The organism is Cellvibrio sp. pealriver, from assembly GCF_001183545.1.
Classification (GTDB): Bacteria; Pseudomonadota; Gammaproteobacteria; order Pseudomonadales; family Cellvibrionaceae; genus Cellvibrio.
This window is the reverse complement of record NZ_KQ236688.1, coordinates 2,771,048-2,787,192: the sequence shown is the minus strand read 5'-3', so window position 1 is coordinate 2,787,192 and position 16,145 is coordinate 2,771,048. Positions and strand designations below refer to the sequence as shown.

Annotated in this window: 17 protein-coding genes and 1 tRNA gene; 9 read left to right on the top strand and 9 right to left on the bottom strand. The window is 46.4% G+C overall.

Annotation, left to right across the window (positions count from 1 at the left end; genetic code table 11):
- The first annotated feature begins 14 nt into the window (after positions 1-14).
- Positions 15-455, top strand: a complete 441-nt coding sequence (gene trxC / locus VC28_RS12020; protein ID WP_049630862.1) for a thioredoxin TrxC — start codon at positions 15-17, stop codon at positions 453-455.
- Between the two features lie 77 nt (positions 456-532).
- Here the strand turns inward: trxC and VC28_RS12015 are convergent, their stop codons facing one another.
- The gene (locus VC28_RS12015; RefSeq protein ID WP_049630861.1) at positions 533-1,171 is read right to left on the bottom strand and encodes a Crp/Fnr family transcriptional regulator; all 639 of its coding nucleotides are present in this window, start codon (positions 1,169-1,171) and stop codon (positions 533-535) included.
- Positions 1,172-1,407: 236 nt separating this feature from the next.
- Between VC28_RS12015 and VC28_RS12010 the strand changes: the two genes are divergently transcribed.
- The 5 genes from VC28_RS12010 (at position 1,408) to VC28_RS11990 (ending at position 7,137) form a co-directional block, all read left to right on the top strand.
- The gene (locus VC28_RS12010; protein ID WP_049630860.1) at positions 1,408-3,624 is read left to right on the top strand and encodes an adenylate/guanylate cyclase domain-containing protein; all 2,217 of its coding nucleotides are present in this window, start codon (positions 1,408-1,410) and stop codon (positions 3,622-3,624) included.
- Positions 3,625-3,648: 24 nt separating this feature from the next.
- Positions 3,649-4,086 (top strand): hypothetical protein, encoded by a 438-nt coding sequence (locus VC28_RS12005; protein WP_231591735.1) that lies wholly within the window; start codon positions 3,649-3,651, stop codon positions 4,084-4,086.
- A gap of 250 nt (positions 4,087-4,336) precedes the next feature.
- Positions 4,337-4,687 (top strand): hypothetical protein, encoded by a 351-nt coding sequence (locus tag VC28_RS12000; RefSeq protein WP_049630859.1) that lies wholly within the window; start codon positions 4,337-4,339, stop codon positions 4,685-4,687.
- Between the two features lie 195 nt (positions 4,688-4,882).
- Entirely contained in the window at positions 4,883-5,485 is a 603-nt protein-coding gene (locus VC28_RS11995; RefSeq protein WP_049630858.1) for a phosphatase PAP2 family protein, read from the top strand.
- A gap of 2 nt (positions 5,486-5,487) precedes the next feature.
- Positions 5,488-7,137, top strand: coding sequence for a phosphoethanolamine transferase (locus VC28_RS11990; RefSeq protein WP_049630857.1), 1,650 nt, complete (start codon positions 5,488-5,490; stop codon positions 7,135-7,137).
- A gap of 10 nt (positions 7,138-7,147) precedes the next feature.
- Here VC28_RS11990 and VC28_RS11985 read toward each other — a convergent pair whose 3' ends face one another.
- On the bottom strand, positions 7,148-7,486 hold the full coding sequence (locus tag VC28_RS11985; protein ID WP_156184326.1) for a hypothetical protein: 339 nt from the start codon (positions 7,484-7,486) through the stop codon (positions 7,148-7,150).
- 184 nt (positions 7,487-7,670) lie between these two features.
- Positions 7,671-7,747: transfer RNA gene (locus VC28_RS11980), tRNA-Met, on the bottom strand.
- Between the two features lie 236 nt (positions 7,748-7,983).
- Here VC28_RS11980 and aroA point away from each other — a divergent pair.
- Genes aroA through VC28_RS11965 form a run of 3 tightly spaced genes read left to right on the top strand, consistent with a single transcriptional unit; the run spans position 7,984 to position 10,793 of the window.
- Positions 7,984-9,270: a 3-phosphoshikimate 1-carboxyvinyltransferase gene (gene aroA, locus VC28_RS11975; RefSeq protein WP_049630855.1), complete on the top strand. Its 1,287-nt coding sequence runs from the start codon at positions 7,984-7,986 to the stop codon at positions 9,268-9,270.
- Between the two features lie 26 nt (positions 9,271-9,296).
- Positions 9,297-9,716, top strand: coding sequence for an acyl-CoA thioesterase (locus VC28_RS11970; protein WP_049630854.1), 420 nt, complete (start codon positions 9,297-9,299; stop codon positions 9,714-9,716).
- Between the two features lie 6 nt (positions 9,717-9,722).
- Complete coding sequence (locus VC28_RS11965; RefSeq protein ID WP_049630853.1) at positions 9,723-10,793, top strand: polysaccharide deacetylase family protein; 1,071 nt, start codon at positions 9,723-9,725, stop codon at positions 10,791-10,793.
- A gap of 19 nt (positions 10,794-10,812) precedes the next feature.
- Here the strand turns inward: VC28_RS11965 and VC28_RS11960 are convergent, their stop codons facing one another.
- The 6 genes from VC28_RS11960 to VC28_RS11935 all read right to left on the bottom strand — a co-directional run bounded on the left by VC28_RS11960 (position 10,813) and on the right by VC28_RS11935 (position 16,112).
- A complete protein-coding gene (locus tag VC28_RS11960; protein ID WP_049630852.1) occupies positions 10,813-11,466 on the bottom strand; it encodes a ParA family protein in 654 nt (217 codons plus the stop codon).
- A 96-nt stretch (positions 11,467-11,562) separates the two neighbouring features.
- Positions 11,563-12,870: a hypothetical protein gene (locus tag VC28_RS11955; protein WP_049630851.1), complete on the bottom strand. Its 1,308-nt coding sequence runs from the start codon at positions 12,868-12,870 to the stop codon at positions 11,563-11,565.
- A complete protein-coding gene (locus tag VC28_RS11950) occupies positions 12,860-13,423 on the bottom strand; it encodes an outer membrane beta-barrel protein (RefSeq protein ID WP_049630850.1) in 564 nt (187 codons plus the stop codon). The genes VC28_RS11955 and VC28_RS11950 overlap by 11 nt, the downstream gene beginning before the upstream one ends.
- A 39-nt stretch (positions 13,424-13,462) precedes the next feature.
- Positions 13,463-14,257, bottom strand: coding sequence for a glucosaminidase domain-containing protein (locus tag VC28_RS11945; RefSeq protein WP_049630849.1), 795 nt, complete (start codon positions 14,255-14,257; stop codon positions 13,463-13,465).
- A gap of 69 nt (positions 14,258-14,326) precedes the next feature.
- Complete coding sequence (locus tag VC28_RS11940; protein WP_049630848.1) at positions 14,327-15,016, bottom strand: replication protein P; 690 nt, start codon at positions 15,014-15,016, stop codon at positions 14,327-14,329.
- Positions 14,928-16,112 carry a DnaT-like ssDNA-binding domain-containing protein gene (locus tag VC28_RS11935; RefSeq protein ID WP_049630847.1) on the bottom strand — a complete coding sequence of 395 codons (1,185 nt, stop codon included), beginning with the start codon at positions 16,110-16,112 and terminating at the stop codon, positions 14,928-14,930. Before VC28_RS11935 ends, VC28_RS11940 begins: the two co-directional genes overlap by 89 nt.
- Between the last annotated feature and the right edge of the window lie 33 nt (positions 16,113-16,145).

Below are 16,145 nucleotides of genomic sequence, written 5' to 3'. Positions count from 1 at the left end.
AACGCGGAGCGACCATGAGCGCCATACAAATTAATTGCCCCCATTGTTTTGCCACCAACCGTTTACCCTCCGAGCGCTTGGCTGATAACCCAAACTGCGGCCGATGCAAAAATCATCTGTTTGTGGGAAAGCCACTGGAGTTGAATGCGGGAAATGTGGCTAGCACCATCGAAAAAAATGATATTCCGGTATTGGTCGATTGCTGGGCTCCTTGGTGTGGCCCTTGCCAAAGTTTTGCGCCGGTGTTCGAACAATTGGCGGCGCAATCGGAACCTTATTTGCGCTGTGCAAAATTAAATACCGAAGCTGTACCCGATGTTGCACAAGATTGGGGAATTCGCAGTATTCCTACATTGATTTTATTTAAAGACGGGCGCGAAGTGGAGCGCGTATCCGGCGCTATGCCATTGCCGCAACTCAAAGCCTGGCTGGTGCAAGTGGGGGCGTTTAATTAAAATTTTTTAATCTTCCCCAGCCCCTCTTTGCAAAAGAGGGGCAACTCTTCCCTTTGTAAAAGGGAGGCCGGGAGGGATTACCAATAACGCGGTAATTGCTTTTTGATTTCAATGTAACCGGGGCATTGTTCAATATATTCGCCAATCAATAATTGTTTCATGATCCGGCTTACCATTTCGCGCGATGAACCCACCATGTTGGCAATATCCTGATGGGTCACCTTAGGGTTGTGGATGCGTTTATTTTCATCGCTCAATTTTTCCAATGCATTACTCACGCGGCCATATACATCCAGCAGTGCCATATCTTTTACGCTGTCAGTCAAGTCGCGCACGCGGCGTGTTAATTCGGTAATCAATACCATCGCAAATTCCGGGTGCTTGCTGAGCAGCTCAATGACGCCCGCGCGTGGAACTAAAATGATTTCGCAATCGGTCACTGTCATTACCGATGCAGAGCGTGGCTTGCCATCCAGCAGTGATAGCTCACCAAAATATTCACCTTCCTGCATGTAATTCAAATTGACCTGACGGCCATCTTCATTGGTTAAAAACGCGCTCGCGGTTCCCTTGCGGATAATATACAGGTGCGTGGATTCATCGCCCTCAGTCACCAACACTGTATTTTTGGGAAAGCGGCGCGGAATGCTGAGTTTTTCCAATTGCTGGAGATATTCGGTCGGCACATCGGCAAAAAGGCGTACGTTCTCTAACATGACAGTGGCTTCTTGTGAGTGATTGGCGTGGCGCTCATCATAACCCTTGATGTGCTGTGCGGCTAACTTTGGCGCTTAAGTTTGCAAAATCCTGTGCATTTCCTCACGCTCTTGCGTGAGCGAAAAGGATTGGTTGTTATTGACACCAAAACGCACAATAATCCCTGTCTGCCCAGAGGTATCGGTGCATAGTTTTCTTTACTGCTAAACACTATCGCACGGAGAGCTGACTGCACATGGTCGCCGATTCTATTCAGCACAGTGAACAAACCTTAATGTTCACCGACATTGTTGGCTACTCGCGCCTGATGGGGCGCAATGAGTTGCTGGCAGTAGAGATGCTGGGTGATTATCGCCGCATTTTGCTTTCACACATTGAAGCGCAAGGCGGGCAGCTGGTGGAATTTGTGGGTGATGCGATTTTTGCGCGCTTTAACACAGCTACTGCCGCTGTTGCTGCAGCCATCGCCATCCAACAACATTTGCTCGCGTTTAATGAAGCGCGCGATAAAAAACTCCCGCGCTTGCAAACCCGCATCGGCCTGCACAAAGGCGAAGTGATGCTGCGCGATGGTGCCGTCTATGGCGATAGCGTCAATATCGCCGCGCGCCTTGAACCCCTCGCTGTTGCCGATGGCATTTGCATTTCGCAAAGCGTATACGATGAAATCCGTTTTTCTCTCTCGTCGCCCGCCAAACGTTTGGGTTTGCAAACCCTAAAAAATATCCAGCAAAAAATCCGCGTCTATTTAATCAAGCCTGCGGGCATTGGCTGGCGCGATCACCTGCATTATTTTTTGCGCGCACTGAATAAAGCGATTGTTGCGTACCGCTACCCATTAACGGCGTGCGTGTTCGCGATTATCGCCGCTGGTTTTTATTTTATCCCGCGCTGGTTGGTGCCGGGCTATACCGCTAACTACGTAGAAATTGCCGACTTTCGTAACTTAATGGATGAAAAAGGCGAGTCCGATTATTTCTCTGCCGGTATCACCGCTGCCGTGCGCTCGCAATTAGCCGATATGCGCGATGTATACATAGTCGATCCCAAAGAAGGCGTGCACGCACCCATCCGTTTGGAGGGCAGCGTACAGCGACTCGGCGATAACCTGCGCATCGCCTACCGCTTATTTCGCCGCAAAGATAACGTACAAATCGCTGGCGGAAAGTTAGATGGTACTTATCAGGATATTTTTATTCTGCAAGATCGTTTGGTGGGAGAGATTGCGCGGTATTTAGCAGATGAATTTGATTTGCAGAATTTTAGGCCAGCGCCGTTGAGGTTGACGGGTGATGTTACGGCTTATGACTATTATTTGCAGGGAATGGAGTTTTTAAATAGTCCCGCAATGCATGAAAGTGTTGATAATGCCGTCCAAAAATTTAGTGCTGCATTGGTTCATGATGAGAATTTTGCGTTAGCGAATACGGGAATTTGTGAGTCGTACTGGCGTAAGTATGAGTTGACCAGTTCGGCTAAATGGCTTAATGATGCAGAGCATTATTGTTTGCAAGCATTGAAACAAGACGGTCGTCTGATTAGAGCTTATAAAACAATTGGCGCTATTTACCGCGATAGTGGAAAGTATGATAAAGCTATTGAATATTTGAATGCTGGTCGATTAATTGATGAATTTGATGTAACTACTGTTGTTGCATTGGCAAGTGTCTACGATTTGGTTCAAGAAAAAGATAAGGCAGAAATTTTGTATAAGGAAGCAATACTTCATGATCCATATAATTGGAGAGCGTATGATGGGTATGGGTATTTTCTAACAAAGAGTGGCCGTTATGATGAAGCCATTGAGCAGTATGAAAAGGTGTTAAGTTTTACACTAGATAATCCTTTTGTTTTAAATAATATAGGTATTAACTTCTTATATAAAAATGAATTTGGTCGTGCTGCTGAAGCATTTGAGGCGGCTTCACACATAGAGCCAAGCAGTTCTGTTTATGCCAATACAGGGAGTATGTATTATTTTTCTGAAAATTATTTAAAAGCTCTGGAGATGTACAAAAAAGCACTTCGGCTTGAACCGGCTAATTATCAGTGGATGGCATCTATCGCTGATACGTGCAAGTACATTCCAGAGAAAAGACATTTAGCAACTGAATATTTTCAGCAAGTTATTAAGTATGCGAATGAAGAGCTTTCTATAAATCCGAATATAGCCAGAGCTTATCAGTACCTTGCTAGGGCTTACGGAGGTGTAGGTGATATGGAGTCGGCAAAAAAAATGATGGATGCCGCAAATCATATTGACTCAACTAGTACTGAATCCCTGTATACAAATTTACGAATCGCAGTTCTAATGGCTGATGATGATAGTATAAAAAAGTATGCATCAAGTTTGCTTGATGCTGAGTATTCCGATAAATTGATTTTGTCAGATCCTGATTTTTCAGTGTTAAAGGAATCAAGATTTCAAAGTGTTTTTATTAATCAAAAGTAAATGTATATAAACTAGGAGGATGAAATGCATTTTATTAAATTAGTGTTAGCTGGCGCGGTTGTTTCATTAGTGGGATGCTCATCAATTGATTGTGATACTAATGCGCTTAAAACAGGATATGCCTTGCCGGGTACTAACACGGTAGTTGTTGGGATAGGTCTTGATAAGGACGGTATTCCGAAAGAAACCTTTAAGGATGTAGTGGCATATCCTGGCCAAAAAGTTTTGTATGCGGGACCAGATGAGTTTTCTATTATCTTTAAAAATAGAAAAACCCCAAACCGCAAAGTGGAGAATGCTTCGGTTAATGGTGTAGTAGTAATACAGATTCCAGAAGATATTCTTGAGAAAAAGGAGTTTATTGAGGAGTTCCGCAAAAACAATCAGTTGGTTTTCAATTACGGTATTAAGGCAAATGGAAAAGAACTTGATCCGCCGCTGATTGTTAAAAGACATGATTAAAAATAGGTGTTAATTGATTTTCCAAAACCAGCGGCTGACCCCGCTGGTTTTTTTACTCTGCGTTCTATCCCCACCCCAAAACGTGAATATTTCACATCCCCAGCCCCCAAAAACGTACATCTATCCCCTCCGTTATCCCATAAAGTACCCCATGTACCAAGCGTTGTGGGTTGATTGGCGTCAGTCGCGGCATTGGTATTAAAGGACTAGTGTCCAGCGTTTTTGTCATGTGCAAAAAGGAGTTACGCGAATGTTTAACCACTTTCTCATCTTTATCGCGCTACTTTCTTTTTCAATAGCCACCACGGCTGCCGCTGTCCCCATGGATGTGGGTCAAGCCGCCCTGAATGCTACCCAAAACGCGGATCTGCACCGGGATGTGATGGAGGATTATCAAGGAGGAAACTCCGACAAGGATGTCACCACTCTCGCACCACCAGCCCCGCAACCGGGGGTGAGTGATACCCACGCTGCATCATCGGTCAGCCCATTGTTTTCCTCGTCACAAGAAACCCGCCGTGTTCATCCATTGGCCATATTGCTGGTGAGCGCCGGTGTCATTGTGCTGTTGGTTTCCCGCAATTCGTCGTCAACCAAGTAGTTGGCCATTCACACGCGATAATTCTGTGCAAGTTTCCCTTCTTAAGAAAGCGTTAAGTTTTTAATCGTAATCTGATTTCATCGGCTCTTATTGGTTGTGGTGAATAAGATTAAAAAATTCCTTCTATTGCATTTTTGGCTTCCTTTGCTGGCATTGATTTCCCTTTCGGTGGTGATATCGATAGGCAATATAGATATGCGCCTTGCCGATTATGTTTACTCGTTACAGGGTCATAACTGGGCATGGAAAAACGCGTGGCTACTTGAAAATGTTATCCATAAAGGCGGGAGGGCGTTGTCACTGTTAATGGCGTTGCTGCTGCTGATTGTTGCGCTTGCATCGTTCGCAGTATCTGTTTTTTCGCCCTTTAAAAAAACATTGATCTTTCTTTTTATCGCGACGGCGAGTGGCAGTGTTTTAGTGTCACTGCTGAAATCATCGCTAGCAGTTTCTTGCCCTTGGGAATTTCACCGTTACGGTGGCGATCTGGTTTATGCATCACTCATCGAGCAACTGCTTTTACGCAACGGGGATGGATGCTTTCCCGCGGGGCATGCCAGTGCCGGATATGCGTGGGTATCAGGTTATTTTGTAGGGTTTTTCTATCAGGCGCGATGGCGCTGGTGGGTTTTATTTTCAGCAATAACGGCTGGTGCGTTGTTTGGCTTTGCGCAGCAGTTACGTGGCGCGCATTTTATATCGCATGATCTTTGGTCGTTAGCGGTATGTTGGTTTGTTTCGCTATGGGTATATGTTTTGTTTTTCAAAAAATCGATTTGCGTAATGGGCGGTAAATAAAAATGTCGATGAGTGTTGCAGTTGAATCCAGTCATAGTCGTGCAGTGCAGCAATTTAGTCCTGTTGTCGTTGCTGCACTCTTATCTTTGTTTTTTGTCTGCTTTTATAATGCCTTCTTTTTTCGATCGGCTATTGATCTTGTTGGTCTGGCTAGCATCAAAAATGCTTTGTTTGTTGTAAATCTTGGTTTTTTATTGTGGTTAGTTACATTTATTTTTATCTATTTTTTTACTATCCCTTATGTGGTTAGTGTCGTTTTTCCTATGGTTTTTCTTGTGGCATCTTGCGTTGCTTATTTTATGGATGCGTATGGGGTGGTAATCCATAAATTAATGATCCAAAACGTTATGGAAACTGATGTATCGGAAGTGAAAGATCTGATTAATATAAAGCTCGCATTATATGTTGTTGTATTGGGCGTTTTGCCCTCTGTTGTGTTATTGCGAATAAAAATCCGTTACAGCAGTGTTGGTAGGGAATGCTGGAATAAACTGAAATATATATCTATTTCGCTTATTGCCTGTGTGGTACTAATTTTAAGTATGTCAATGGATTATGCTTCGTTTTTTCGTAACCATAAAAATATTCGCCAGTCAGCCAACCCGCTCAGTTTTATTTATGCAACTGGTTCTTATGTAGCATCAAGTCTGGAAACAGATATTGTGATCAAGCCAATCGAAAACGATGCGGTAGTCAGTAGGTTTGGGCGGAGTCAGGCAAAACCCACGTTGTTAGTATTGGTGGTAGGGGAAACGGCAAGAGCAGATCATTTTGGTATTAATGGCTATCTACGAGATACAACCCCGTTACTCGCACAGCAGAACATCATTAACTTTACCCGTGTGACATCCTGTGGAACAGAGACAGCAGTTTCTGTGCCTTGTATGTTTTCCAATTTAGGTCGTCGCGGCTACTCTGACTCAAAAGCAAAATCCCAAGAGGGATTGTTGGATGTTGTTTATCACGCGGGAGTCGATGTTTTATGGCGCGATAACAATTCCAGTTGCAAGGGTACGTGTAATCGTGTCACCAGTGAAGACATGCAAAGGCTACGCGTGTCGGAAGTCTGTAATTCTGACGAGTGTTACGATGAGATTTTGTTGCACGATTTGGATAGCAAAGTGTTCCCTGTTGTAGGGAGTAAATTATTGGTTTTACACCAAAAGGGCAGTCATGGGCCTGATTACTACAAGCGCTATCCTAAAGACCATGCTTTTTTCTCACCGGTATGCCAAACCAACCAGTTGCAAGATTGCACCAGAGAGGAAGTCATCAATGCGTTTGATAATACTATTCGTTATACCGACTATTTTTTAAATAAAACGATTGAATGGATAAAGCAGAAAAATTCGCAATATAACACTGCTTTAATTTATCTGTCGGATCATGGTGAATCTTTGGGTGAAAATCATTTATATCTGCATGGTATGCCTTACGGAATCGCGCCTGAAGCACAAAAGCACGTCCCACTAATAATATGGATGTCAGATGATTATGTGAATGCAAACCGCATTGATACAAACTGTTTGCACGATATTAGCCAAAAGCCGTACTCCCATGACAACCTGTTCCATACTGTACTCGGGTTATTACATATAGAGACAAGCGTGCTTAATAACAATCTGGATATATTGAACACTTGCAGAAGTTGATGCGTGGGATTTATAAAAATGTTTGAATTTTGATGATAGTGTCTACATCAATCAACACAAGTGCGCAGGCGATCACAAACAAATAAATCCAGCGAATTAATCGCCTGCACAGCGCAATAAAAATGGGATCATGCGTTCGCGTATAGGCACCGCTGTTTAAAAAATTGAATAAACATGGCTCCGTAGGTAAATCGGTATTTTCATGCTGTAAATTAAATTCCAAAAATAACTCAGGCCAATTAGCTTCCGCATAATCCAGCACACGCCGCCGCAACGATACAATCGGCACGATCATGAGTGTCAACATACAAAACGTCGTATAAGGCGCAGCTTCAAACATTCTATGCATACCATTTCGACCAGGCAGCCCTTGACTGTCTGGAATCGGTCTATTGAGGTATGACAAAGCATATAGGCCAATTCTTACGGAATGCTTAAGGCGATAGCAGCGGGATGGACGTATCGGGGGGGGGGGGGAAGATCAAAGCAATAAAAAAGCCGACGAGGCGTTAACCAGATCGGCTTTTCAAATATGGTAGCTAGAGGCGGACTTGAACCGCCGACCCCAGCATTATGAGTGCTGTGCTCTAACCAGCTGAGCTATCTAGCCATAATTGAGAGGCGCGCATTTTGGCGATAGAGGGGCTGGCTGTCAACCCCAAAATCGTAAGTTGCGGGTGTTTCAAGGGCGCTTGCTGGTGTTTGGTCAAGCAGTCGGCAGGGTGGCGGAAAGGGTGCAGTAATGGATGTGAGGAGAGATGCGGGGAGAGGCTGATGCGGGTATGATGCGCACTTTCTTTTTTGCGCCATTTTCCGGCCTTCACCCTCTTGTCAGACAGGTTCACGATGGAATTTCTTGATCTCGCTCCCGTTACCCGTGCCCAGGGCACTGTGCATTTGCCCGGCTCCAAAAGCATCTCCAACCGTACCTTGTTGTTGGCGGCGTTGGCGCAAGGCGAGACGCATATCCGCGACTTGCTGAAGTCTGACGATACTGACCGCATGCTGGAGGCATTGGCAGCGCTGGGTGTGAGCGTGACCAAGACCGGTGAGAACGATTACCGCGTAGTCGGCACTGGTGGTAGCTTCGCTAATAAAGAAGCGGATCTGTTCCTGGGTAACGCGGGTACGGCGTTTCGCCCTTTAACGGCGGCGCTGGCGTTGAGCGGCGGTACCTACAAGTTGCACGGCGTGGCACGTATGCACGAGCGCCCGATTGGCGATTTGGTGGATGCGTTGCGCCAGATCGGCGCGGATATTACTTATCTCGGGCAAGAGGGCTTTCCACCGCTGCTGATCAAGCCTGCGAAGATCGCTGCAAATGGCAGCATTAAAATTCGCGGTGATGTCTCCAGCCAATTCCTCACAGCGTTGCTGATGGCGTTGCCAATGACCGGCAAAGAAACACAAATCGAGCTGGTGAGTGAGCTTATCTCCAAGCCTTACATTGAAATCACGCTCAAGTTGATGGCGCAATTCGGCGTCAATGTGCAGCGCGATGGCTGGGAGCGTTTTACTGTTCCTGCGGCAACTGGCTACACCAGCCCGGCGACTGTTTTTGTGGAGGGCGATGCATCCTCGGCGTCTTACTTCCTTGCGGCGGGTGCATTAGGCGGTGGCCCGTTGCGCGTACAGGGTGTTGGAGCAAACAGTATTCAGGGCGATGTAGCCTTTGCCGATGCGCTGGAAGCGATTGGTGTAACCATCACCAAGGGTGAAAACTGGATTGAAGCCTCTGCGCCTTCGTTACCACTCAAAGCGTTTGATCGCGATTTCAACCATATCCCCGATGCTGCTATGACGCTCGCTGTGGTTGCGCTCTTTTGCGATGGTCCTTCGCGCTTGACCAATATCGCCAGTTGGCGCGTGAAAGAAACGGATCGTATTGCTGCGATGGCGACTGAGTTGCGCAAGCTGGGGGCGATTGTGGAAGAGGGCGAAGATTGGCTGCGTATTACGCCGGTAGAAAACTTAATCCCTAATGCGGCGATTGATACTTACGACGATCACCGTATGGCGATGTGTTTCTCGCTCGCGACTTTCGGCGGTGTGCCAGTGCGGATTAATGACCCGAAATGCACAGCCAAAACCTTTCCGACTTACTTTGATGTGTTTGCATCGGTTGTTAAATAAACATAGCGAAATAAGGTAGATAAAAAATGGATAAGGAAATATTTACGCTCGATTTTAAAGTGCGCGACTACGAGTGCGACATGCAAGGCATTGTGAATAACAGTGTTTACCAGAATTATCTTGAGCATGCGCGCCATGAGTATTTACTGGCGAAGGGCATTGATTTTGCGGAGTTGGCGCGGCAAAAAATTAATCTGGTCGTGCTGCGCGCCGAATTGGATTACAAGTTGCCGCTGGTGAGCGGTGATGAGTTTTTTGTGGATGTGCGTGTTGAGCAATCATCGCGCGTGCGCTTTGATTTTGTGCAGCATATTTATCGCAAGCGCGATAATAAATTAATGCTCGCTGCCAAAATTACCGGGACATCGCTCAACGAGCGCGGCCGCCCGTTTGTTCCCGATGTGATTGCCAACCTGATGGATACTGTTGCTGAAGCAGAGGACTAACATTTTATGAAAACCAGTGTGCGCCTGTTGTTATTGTTGATCATGTTGGCGGGCGCACTGAACGCCCAGGCTGCGGTTGTTCTTCTCTATCACCATGTCAGTAATTCCACGCCTAAATCAACCAGTATCAGTCCAGAAGCCTTTGAAGCGCAGATGGATTATCTGGAAAAAAATAATTTCACTGTTGTGCCTTTACTGGAGCTGACTGAAAAGTTACGCAAGGGCGAGCCTCTGCCCGATAAAACGGTTGCTATTACTTTTGATGACTCTTACGCATCTGTGTATGAATCTGCTTATCCACGCTTAAAAAAACGTGGCTGGCCATTCACTTTTTTTGTAAATACCGAGGCTGTCAGCTCGGGAAAAATCTTTGTGAGCTGGGATCAGTTGCGTGAGATGTCTAAAAATGGTGTGACTATCGCCAATCATTCCAGTGCGCATCATCACCTTCCGCGTCGCGAGCAAAATGAAACTGAAAAACAGTGGCGCGCACGCATTACCGCTGACATTAATAACGCGCAGCAGACAATTAAAAAAGAAATTGGCAAAGCACCTATGGTCCTTGCGTATCCCTTTGGCGAATACGATATAGAAGTGCAACGTATTGCCAAAAAACTGGGATATATCGCCTTCGGCCAGCAATCGGGTGTGCTTTATAGCGAGGGCGATTTACAAGCTGTGCCACGCTTTCCATTTGGCGGCAGCTTTGCTGAGCTGGATGATTTTATTATGAAGGTCAACACCAAGCCTATGCCAGTAAAGCGCGTGGAGTTTTATGCAGACAAAAATAAACGCTTGGGCAACCTGATTGCGCGTGAAGGCGATAAACCCTGGTTGGTGTTAACACTGGATGACACTGCGCTGTTGAAAAAAATAAATTGCTTTGCGACGGGCCAGGGAGCCATTCCGGTTGAAGTGATTGGTAATACTTTGTGGGCACAGGCAAAAACGGCGTTGGTGCCGGGGCGTACACGCTACAACTGCACGGCTTATGCGGGTGAGAAAGGGCGCTTTTATTGGTACACACAACAGTGGTTGGTGACAGATAAAAAAGGCGCTTGGACCTATAAAGATTAATGAAAAGCGAATGCTGTTTTTAGCGTTTGGGTGGCTCTTTGTTGGCAGTATTATCCACCGAGAGCCACGCAAGAATATCCTGCCATTGTTGTAAATCTTTTTGCACGCTGCGCGCGGGTAAATCAAAAATAGAAATGCCATTTTCCATTGCGCGAATATAGTTTTGTGAATCGCGCAGTGTGCCAATAAGCGGAATTTGTATGCGCTGCAAAAATGTCATTAATTCCTGATGAAAACGCACATGTGGTCGAGTGCGATTGGCCAGCATGCCTGCGCGCAGATTCTGTTCCAAAATTCCAGAGCGATAAATCTGCATTAAAAAACGCAAGCTGGCTTTGATGTCTACCGGTGATGGCAATAGCGGAATAATCAGTTGGCAGCCGGGCGCAAGCACGGGTGATTGAGCTTCTGGAATCCAACCGGCAGGCATATCGTGAATGACAACCGCGCCATCAATATCGGCTTGAAACGGTTCGTTAACCGGGCGCGTAATTAAGTCAAATACAGTGCAGTTTTTAGGGCGCGATGCAAACCAATCAGCGGCTGATTTTTGCGGATCGCGGTCAACCAATACGGTAGGAATCTGTTGGTTGGCAAAGTGACAGGCGAGGTTGGTTGCAATAGTGGTTTTTCCGCAGCCGCCTTTGGCGTTAATAATAAAAATATCAGGCATTGCGGATTCCTTGTAAGTTGCGCTCGCTGTTTTTAACCTGAGATTACTGCTTTGTTAAAAACAGGAGCGCTATTGTTATTATGGTAAGGCTAGAGTTTAGTTGGGGTTGATCGTGATATTGATATCGTCGGTTACTTCCGCGCCGCTTGAGTTTTCAATAACGTTGCCTTCACTGTCGCGCACTTCAGCGACTACGTAAATTATAGCGCTTGAGCCGAGATCCAAATCGCTATTCACACGTAACTCACCCGTTGATGAAATGCTTATTCTGCTTTCGCGATCATCCGGAATTGTATTATTGCGATCATCAACTTCCCAAAATACATTGCTGGTGTAATCATCTTTGGTTGAGCCGTCAGCATAGGTTGCAGTGACATCCAAGTTCAGGTTGCTGCCTTCTGAAACGCTCAGGTTTGACGTTGCTCCACCATTGTTGTTTCTGATTTCAATTGATCTGAGTTGACGTTCTTTAATCACCAACTCTTGCGTGCCTTCTATGCCGCCACAGGCACCTTTTAAGGCGACTGTTGATCCATTGGCTGTACCGTTTTGGGCGGTAATTTTGGTGCCTTCAATTTTTAACAAGCTTGCAGGTGTTGCAGAGAGAGTGGCGTTAGCCGTGATGTCGATTGGATTGTTAGCGTCATCATAGATGCCTTTGATGGTAACGGTTGCGGTATCGCCATCGCGCCATTCAGTGGTTTTGCTATTGGTCACTGTGATTGCGGTTAATTCATCGTTCACGGTAAAACCAAGCGCGTCAGATGAAATTTCCTGGTTGTCATTGTTAACACCGCTCGCGACAATTTTAATTGCGCCGCTGTTGGTGGTGCTGAGCGTTCCTGTATTTTTGTCTTTAAAGCTTGCAATTCCACTGCCTTCAGTGATTTTCCATGTCAGTGGATAAGGCAGTGTAATGCCACCTTCAAATTCAGCTTCAGCGGTAAACGTTGTGTTTTGGCATTCATCCACAGAGGTTGCACCGGATGAATGCTTGACGGTCACTTTTTTCAGGTTGGCGTCAGTTAATGAAATAGTTTGCTCGGTAGTCATACCGGCATAGTTAACTATCAGCGATACCTGACCGGTTTTCCCCGCCGCTTTAAATAAACCATCTTTGATTGAGCCAAAGCTGGCGTCACTCAGTTTCCATGTGGCCTTGCTATTGAGGTTGAATTCTTTGCTTTCGGCGTTTTTACCAATCACATTAAATTGATAATCACCTTTGATGTGGACAATGCCCGCATTGCTTGCGATTGCAATCGAGGTAACGCCATTTTTACTCGCATCGACGGTTTGCTCAACCCGCGCGCTGTCGCCATCGCCACCACCACAACTGATCAGGGTAAGTGCGCTGGCACTGAGTGCGAGTGTGGATAAAAAACGTATTCCCTTAGAACGCATAAGTTACTCCCAGGCCGAAGCCGTCAATCGTTAGATGATCATCTTTGTAGTAGCGCAGATAATCCAATGTCCAATAAAAATTTTTGTTGCGCATAATGCGGTCTTGCAGCGATACGCCGTAACTAAAATCAGAAAAGGTATCTTTGTTTTTAGCGAGGTTGCCAAGTGAGGGCAGGTTGGTTTCCAGTTCGGTCGATGCATAACCCAAAAGTACACTGACTTTTAAATCTTCCGGTTGGGTATCGGGGCTGGTGAGCGTGAGATAAATACCGCTCTGTTGTTTTACATCCATCGTCAGATTATTTTCTTTTGCATCGCTCATGGGGGCGGCAATCAATGCTTGCAGGCCTATTCCATCCATCAGCCCATCGGTAAAGGCCACCTCGCCTTTGAGTTGCAGCAGCGACGGGGAAAAACTTTCACCCGATGCTTTTATTTTGGTGTAAACCGCCTGCGCTGATGCGCTGTAGGCAATAAGGTCTTGTTTTGCCATGGCGTGGCTGCAAGCCAAAGCGCCCAGCAGGCCATTAATGAGTAGCAATCGTTTACACATAAGTTTTCCTTGCTGTGTGATAGATGTGATTGTTAATAGTTATTCCAGATTATTGCCGTTGATTACGGTGCGCAGCTCATGAATATAAGCGCTGCCACGACCAGAATACTTGCCCAGCTCTGCAACCATAGCGTGGCCGGTGAATTGCTCCGGCGTATCGCGCAGTTGCGCGCGCAATTGCCGCCAGGGGCGATAAGCATTGTGGGTGTTAATGTTGTTGAAGTATGCCGTAAGCGATTCTTCAACATTGTTAAATTTCTTAACTTCATGCCTTGCGCCTTTAGGGCGCTTGCTGGGGACTATGCCGCAGCCTTCTTTATAGCACCAATGACCGAACAGGTTGTGCGCCTCTTCCGCAAAACGCGATGTACCCCAGCCGGATTCAACAGCGGCTTGTGCCAATACCATTGCCGGAGGTATGGCATCCACGCGCAGCAATAAAATCTCAATTGCCTTGGCATCTTCCGGATAGGTTTCGTAAGTGACGTGGAATTTTTCGCGCAGTTTTTCCAAGTTACGTTTATTGACACCGGTGATGCTTTGCGATGCATCCCATTCGGCTTTTATTTTTAATAAACGTTCACGGGATTTTAATAATTTTGTATTTTTTTCATCGACCAGTGGGCGCAGCATATTCAAAAATTGCTCTTTGCGTTCCGGTGTTTGGTCGATGGCTGCAAAATCCGGCAGCAGCGTGCTGCTGGTGAGTTCATCCTCATCCATAAATACCTGTTGAAGTGGAGTGGACATCAGGATGACAACCAGCACCAAGGTGGCAAGCGGAAAGGCGATCAGTAAAAATCCCATCAACCATTGCGAAAGGTTTTTGTTCATGAATTGCTACACCCAGAAATAAAATAAAGTAAAAAAAGAAAGATAAAAAATAAAAAAAGTAATTGGAAATTACAGATCCAGTTGTTTGCGCAACGCTTCCATACGTTTGGCATTTTCTTCTTTGCTGAGTGGTGTCTCTATGGTTTCCGGTAATGCGGGCACATTGGGCGCGGGTAGCTCGGCACCATTCATCACTCGCTCGCACAATTTCAGGTAGTGCCGCTCGAAAATAGGAAAGGCCACTTTTTCACTGTTACTTGCCAGAAAATACCAGTCGCTCGCACAACCAGCGTGATACACCGCTGGATGGCTCCACTGGTGAGCCGCTTTGGGGCTAGGCGCACGGCAGGCTTCTACATAGGCTTGATGCGCATCGACCAAACCGAAAGCTTCCGGGTTGCCTTGGCAAGCGCGGATCATGCGGTTGAGCGTGGGTAAATATTCCGACTCTTCGATCACTTTACGCGCGCCGCGCAAAATCGTTTCCGGCGCGAATTGCGCGAGTGAATTCAACCACAGGCGACGCGCTTGATTGAGCAATTCATTGTCTTTGAACGCGCTGTAATATTGGTTGTGATAATTAATGCGGAACAATGCAAACACTTGATTGATTGCATCGACATGCGCATCAGTAGGCGCGCTGTAATGCTCGCGTTGCGCGCGCGCAGAGTCAGCTTGCCCAGCTGCGGTCGTTGAGTTGTTCTGCGAGGCTGCTATCTCTTGTGCGACCTGATTGATGAGGGATTGGCTGTCCTGCATGGTTAACCTGCTGCGAGTTGACGGTGGTTAATGCGTGTTGTTTTGCCCAGTGATATTTCACGTGTTGCAAAAATTTGGTATTCCAACTTGAATGCATTTGGTTTGTATCTTTCCAGTACAACACAAATTCAGGAACTTGTTTTTGGGCAAACTGCAAATCGATATTGGCAAGCTTTAGTACATCATAGGTGTTATGACTGGGTTGCCAGTTTTCGGGTATACGTTTTGGCTCGGAGTCATGCTCCAATGCTGAATGGTAGCGCAGCCATTGGCGTTTAACGTGCTGAATAAATCGACTATTCCAGGTTTTAGTCACCTCACCGGCCTCTTTCCAATAAACGATGAATTCTGGAATCGTATCTTCAATAAATGCGAGGCTTATGTTTGCATGTTTGATTAGCACTTCTAAAGCATCTCTGCTAGGGCGCCATTGATTGTGCATAGGGGTTTCTTGGTCTCGTTTTAAGAATTCTGCTTCTCGTAAACGGTCGTTTTTTTCTTGATCCTCACGTCTTTTGGTGGCATCTGCGCTTAATTTTTCTTCCCACTTGCGCTTGGTTTGCTTTAAAAAAGCCGAGCCCCAGGAATGTTTGGTGTCGCCACGGTCGCGCCAGTAGACAATAAATTCCGGCACTTGTTGCCAAGCAAACTCAGCGGGTACTCCCAGTTGCAATAACTGCGCGAGCAAGTCGCGGTCGGGTTGCCAGTTGTGGGGAATCAAATTCGCGCTGTGTGACCCCGAATGAGCCGGCGCAAATGCGGGAGCTGAAGGCAGATTGGCCGCTTGAAATTCGGTCTCCAGCGAGATCACCAGCCGTTGGCTCTCGGTGTAAGGTGCAGAAGCCAGCAGGATAATGCCTTTGTCTTTCAGGTTGCGGCTAATGCGCTGGATGTCATGATCCGTCCAAAACGGCATCATCCGGCTTGCCCAACTCGCATCCACATCCAGCCACTGGCGACCGTTGGCTTGCGAGAGCGGCAAAAACGCCGCCATATCCCCCAAAATCGACAACATACACGCCTCTTCCAGCCCGATAGTGGCTGCAAGAGAGGGTGAAACCAGCAGTGGGCGTTCAGGAATCAGGGAAGAACTCATAGCGTCAAGGCAGCAACAAAACCAAAGGTGGGA

Coding starts and splice junctions, on each gene's coding strand:
- VC28_RS11940 (WP_049630848.1), bottom strand. CDS start 15,016: ATGCAGGACAGCCAATCCCTCATCAATCAGGTCGCACAAGAGATAGCA.
- VC28_RS11935 (WP_049630847.1), bottom strand. CDS start 16,112: ATGAGTTCTTCCCTGATTCCTGAACGCCCACTGCTGGTTTCACCCTCT.
- VC28_RS12005 (WP_231591735.1), top strand. CDS start 3,649: ATGCATTTTATTAAATTAGTGTTAGCTGGCGCGGTTGTTTCATTAGTG.
- trxC (WP_049630862.1), top strand. CDS start 15: ATGAGCGCCATACAAATTAATTGCCCCCATTGTTTTGCCACCAACCGT.
- VC28_RS12015 (WP_049630861.1), bottom strand. CDS start 1,171: ATGTTAGAGAACGTACGCCTTTTTGCCGATGTGCCGACCGAATATCTC.
- VC28_RS11950 (WP_049630850.1), bottom strand. CDS start 13,423: ATGTGTAAACGATTGCTACTCATTAATGGCCTGCTGGGCGCTTTGGCT.
- VC28_RS11945 (WP_049630849.1), bottom strand. CDS start 14,257: ATGAACAAAAACCTTTCGCAATGGTTGATGGGATTTTTACTGATCGCC.
- aroA (WP_049630855.1), top strand. CDS start 7,984: ATGGAATTTCTTGATCTCGCTCCCGTTACCCGTGCCCAGGGCACTGTG.
- VC28_RS12000 (WP_049630859.1), top strand. CDS start 4,337: ATGTTTAACCACTTTCTCATCTTTATCGCGCTACTTTCTTTTTCAATA.
- VC28_RS11970 (WP_049630854.1), top strand. CDS start 9,297: ATGGATAAGGAAATATTTACGCTCGATTTTAAAGTGCGCGACTACGAG.
- VC28_RS11995 (WP_049630858.1), top strand. CDS start 4,883: ATGCGCCTTGCCGATTATGTTTACTCGTTACAGGGTCATAACTGGGCA.
- VC28_RS12010 (WP_049630860.1), top strand. CDS start 1,408: ATGGTCGCCGATTCTATTCAGCACAGTGAACAAACCTTAATGTTCACC.
- VC28_RS11960 (WP_049630852.1), bottom strand. CDS start 11,466: ATGCCTGATATTTTTATTATTAACGCCAAAGGCGGCTGCGGAAAAACC.
- VC28_RS11955 (WP_049630851.1), bottom strand. CDS start 12,870: ATGCGTTCTAAGGGAATACGTTTTTTATCCACACTCGCACTCAGTGCC.
- VC28_RS11965 (WP_049630853.1), top strand. CDS start 9,723: ATGAAAACCAGTGTGCGCCTGTTGTTATTGTTGATCATGTTGGCGGGC.
- VC28_RS11990 (WP_049630857.1), top strand. CDS start 5,488: ATGTCGATGAGTGTTGCAGTTGAATCCAGTCATAGTCGTGCAGTGCAG.
- VC28_RS11985 (WP_156184326.1), bottom strand. CDS start 7,486: ATGCATAGAATGTTTGAAGCTGCGCCTTATACGACGTTTTGTATGTTG.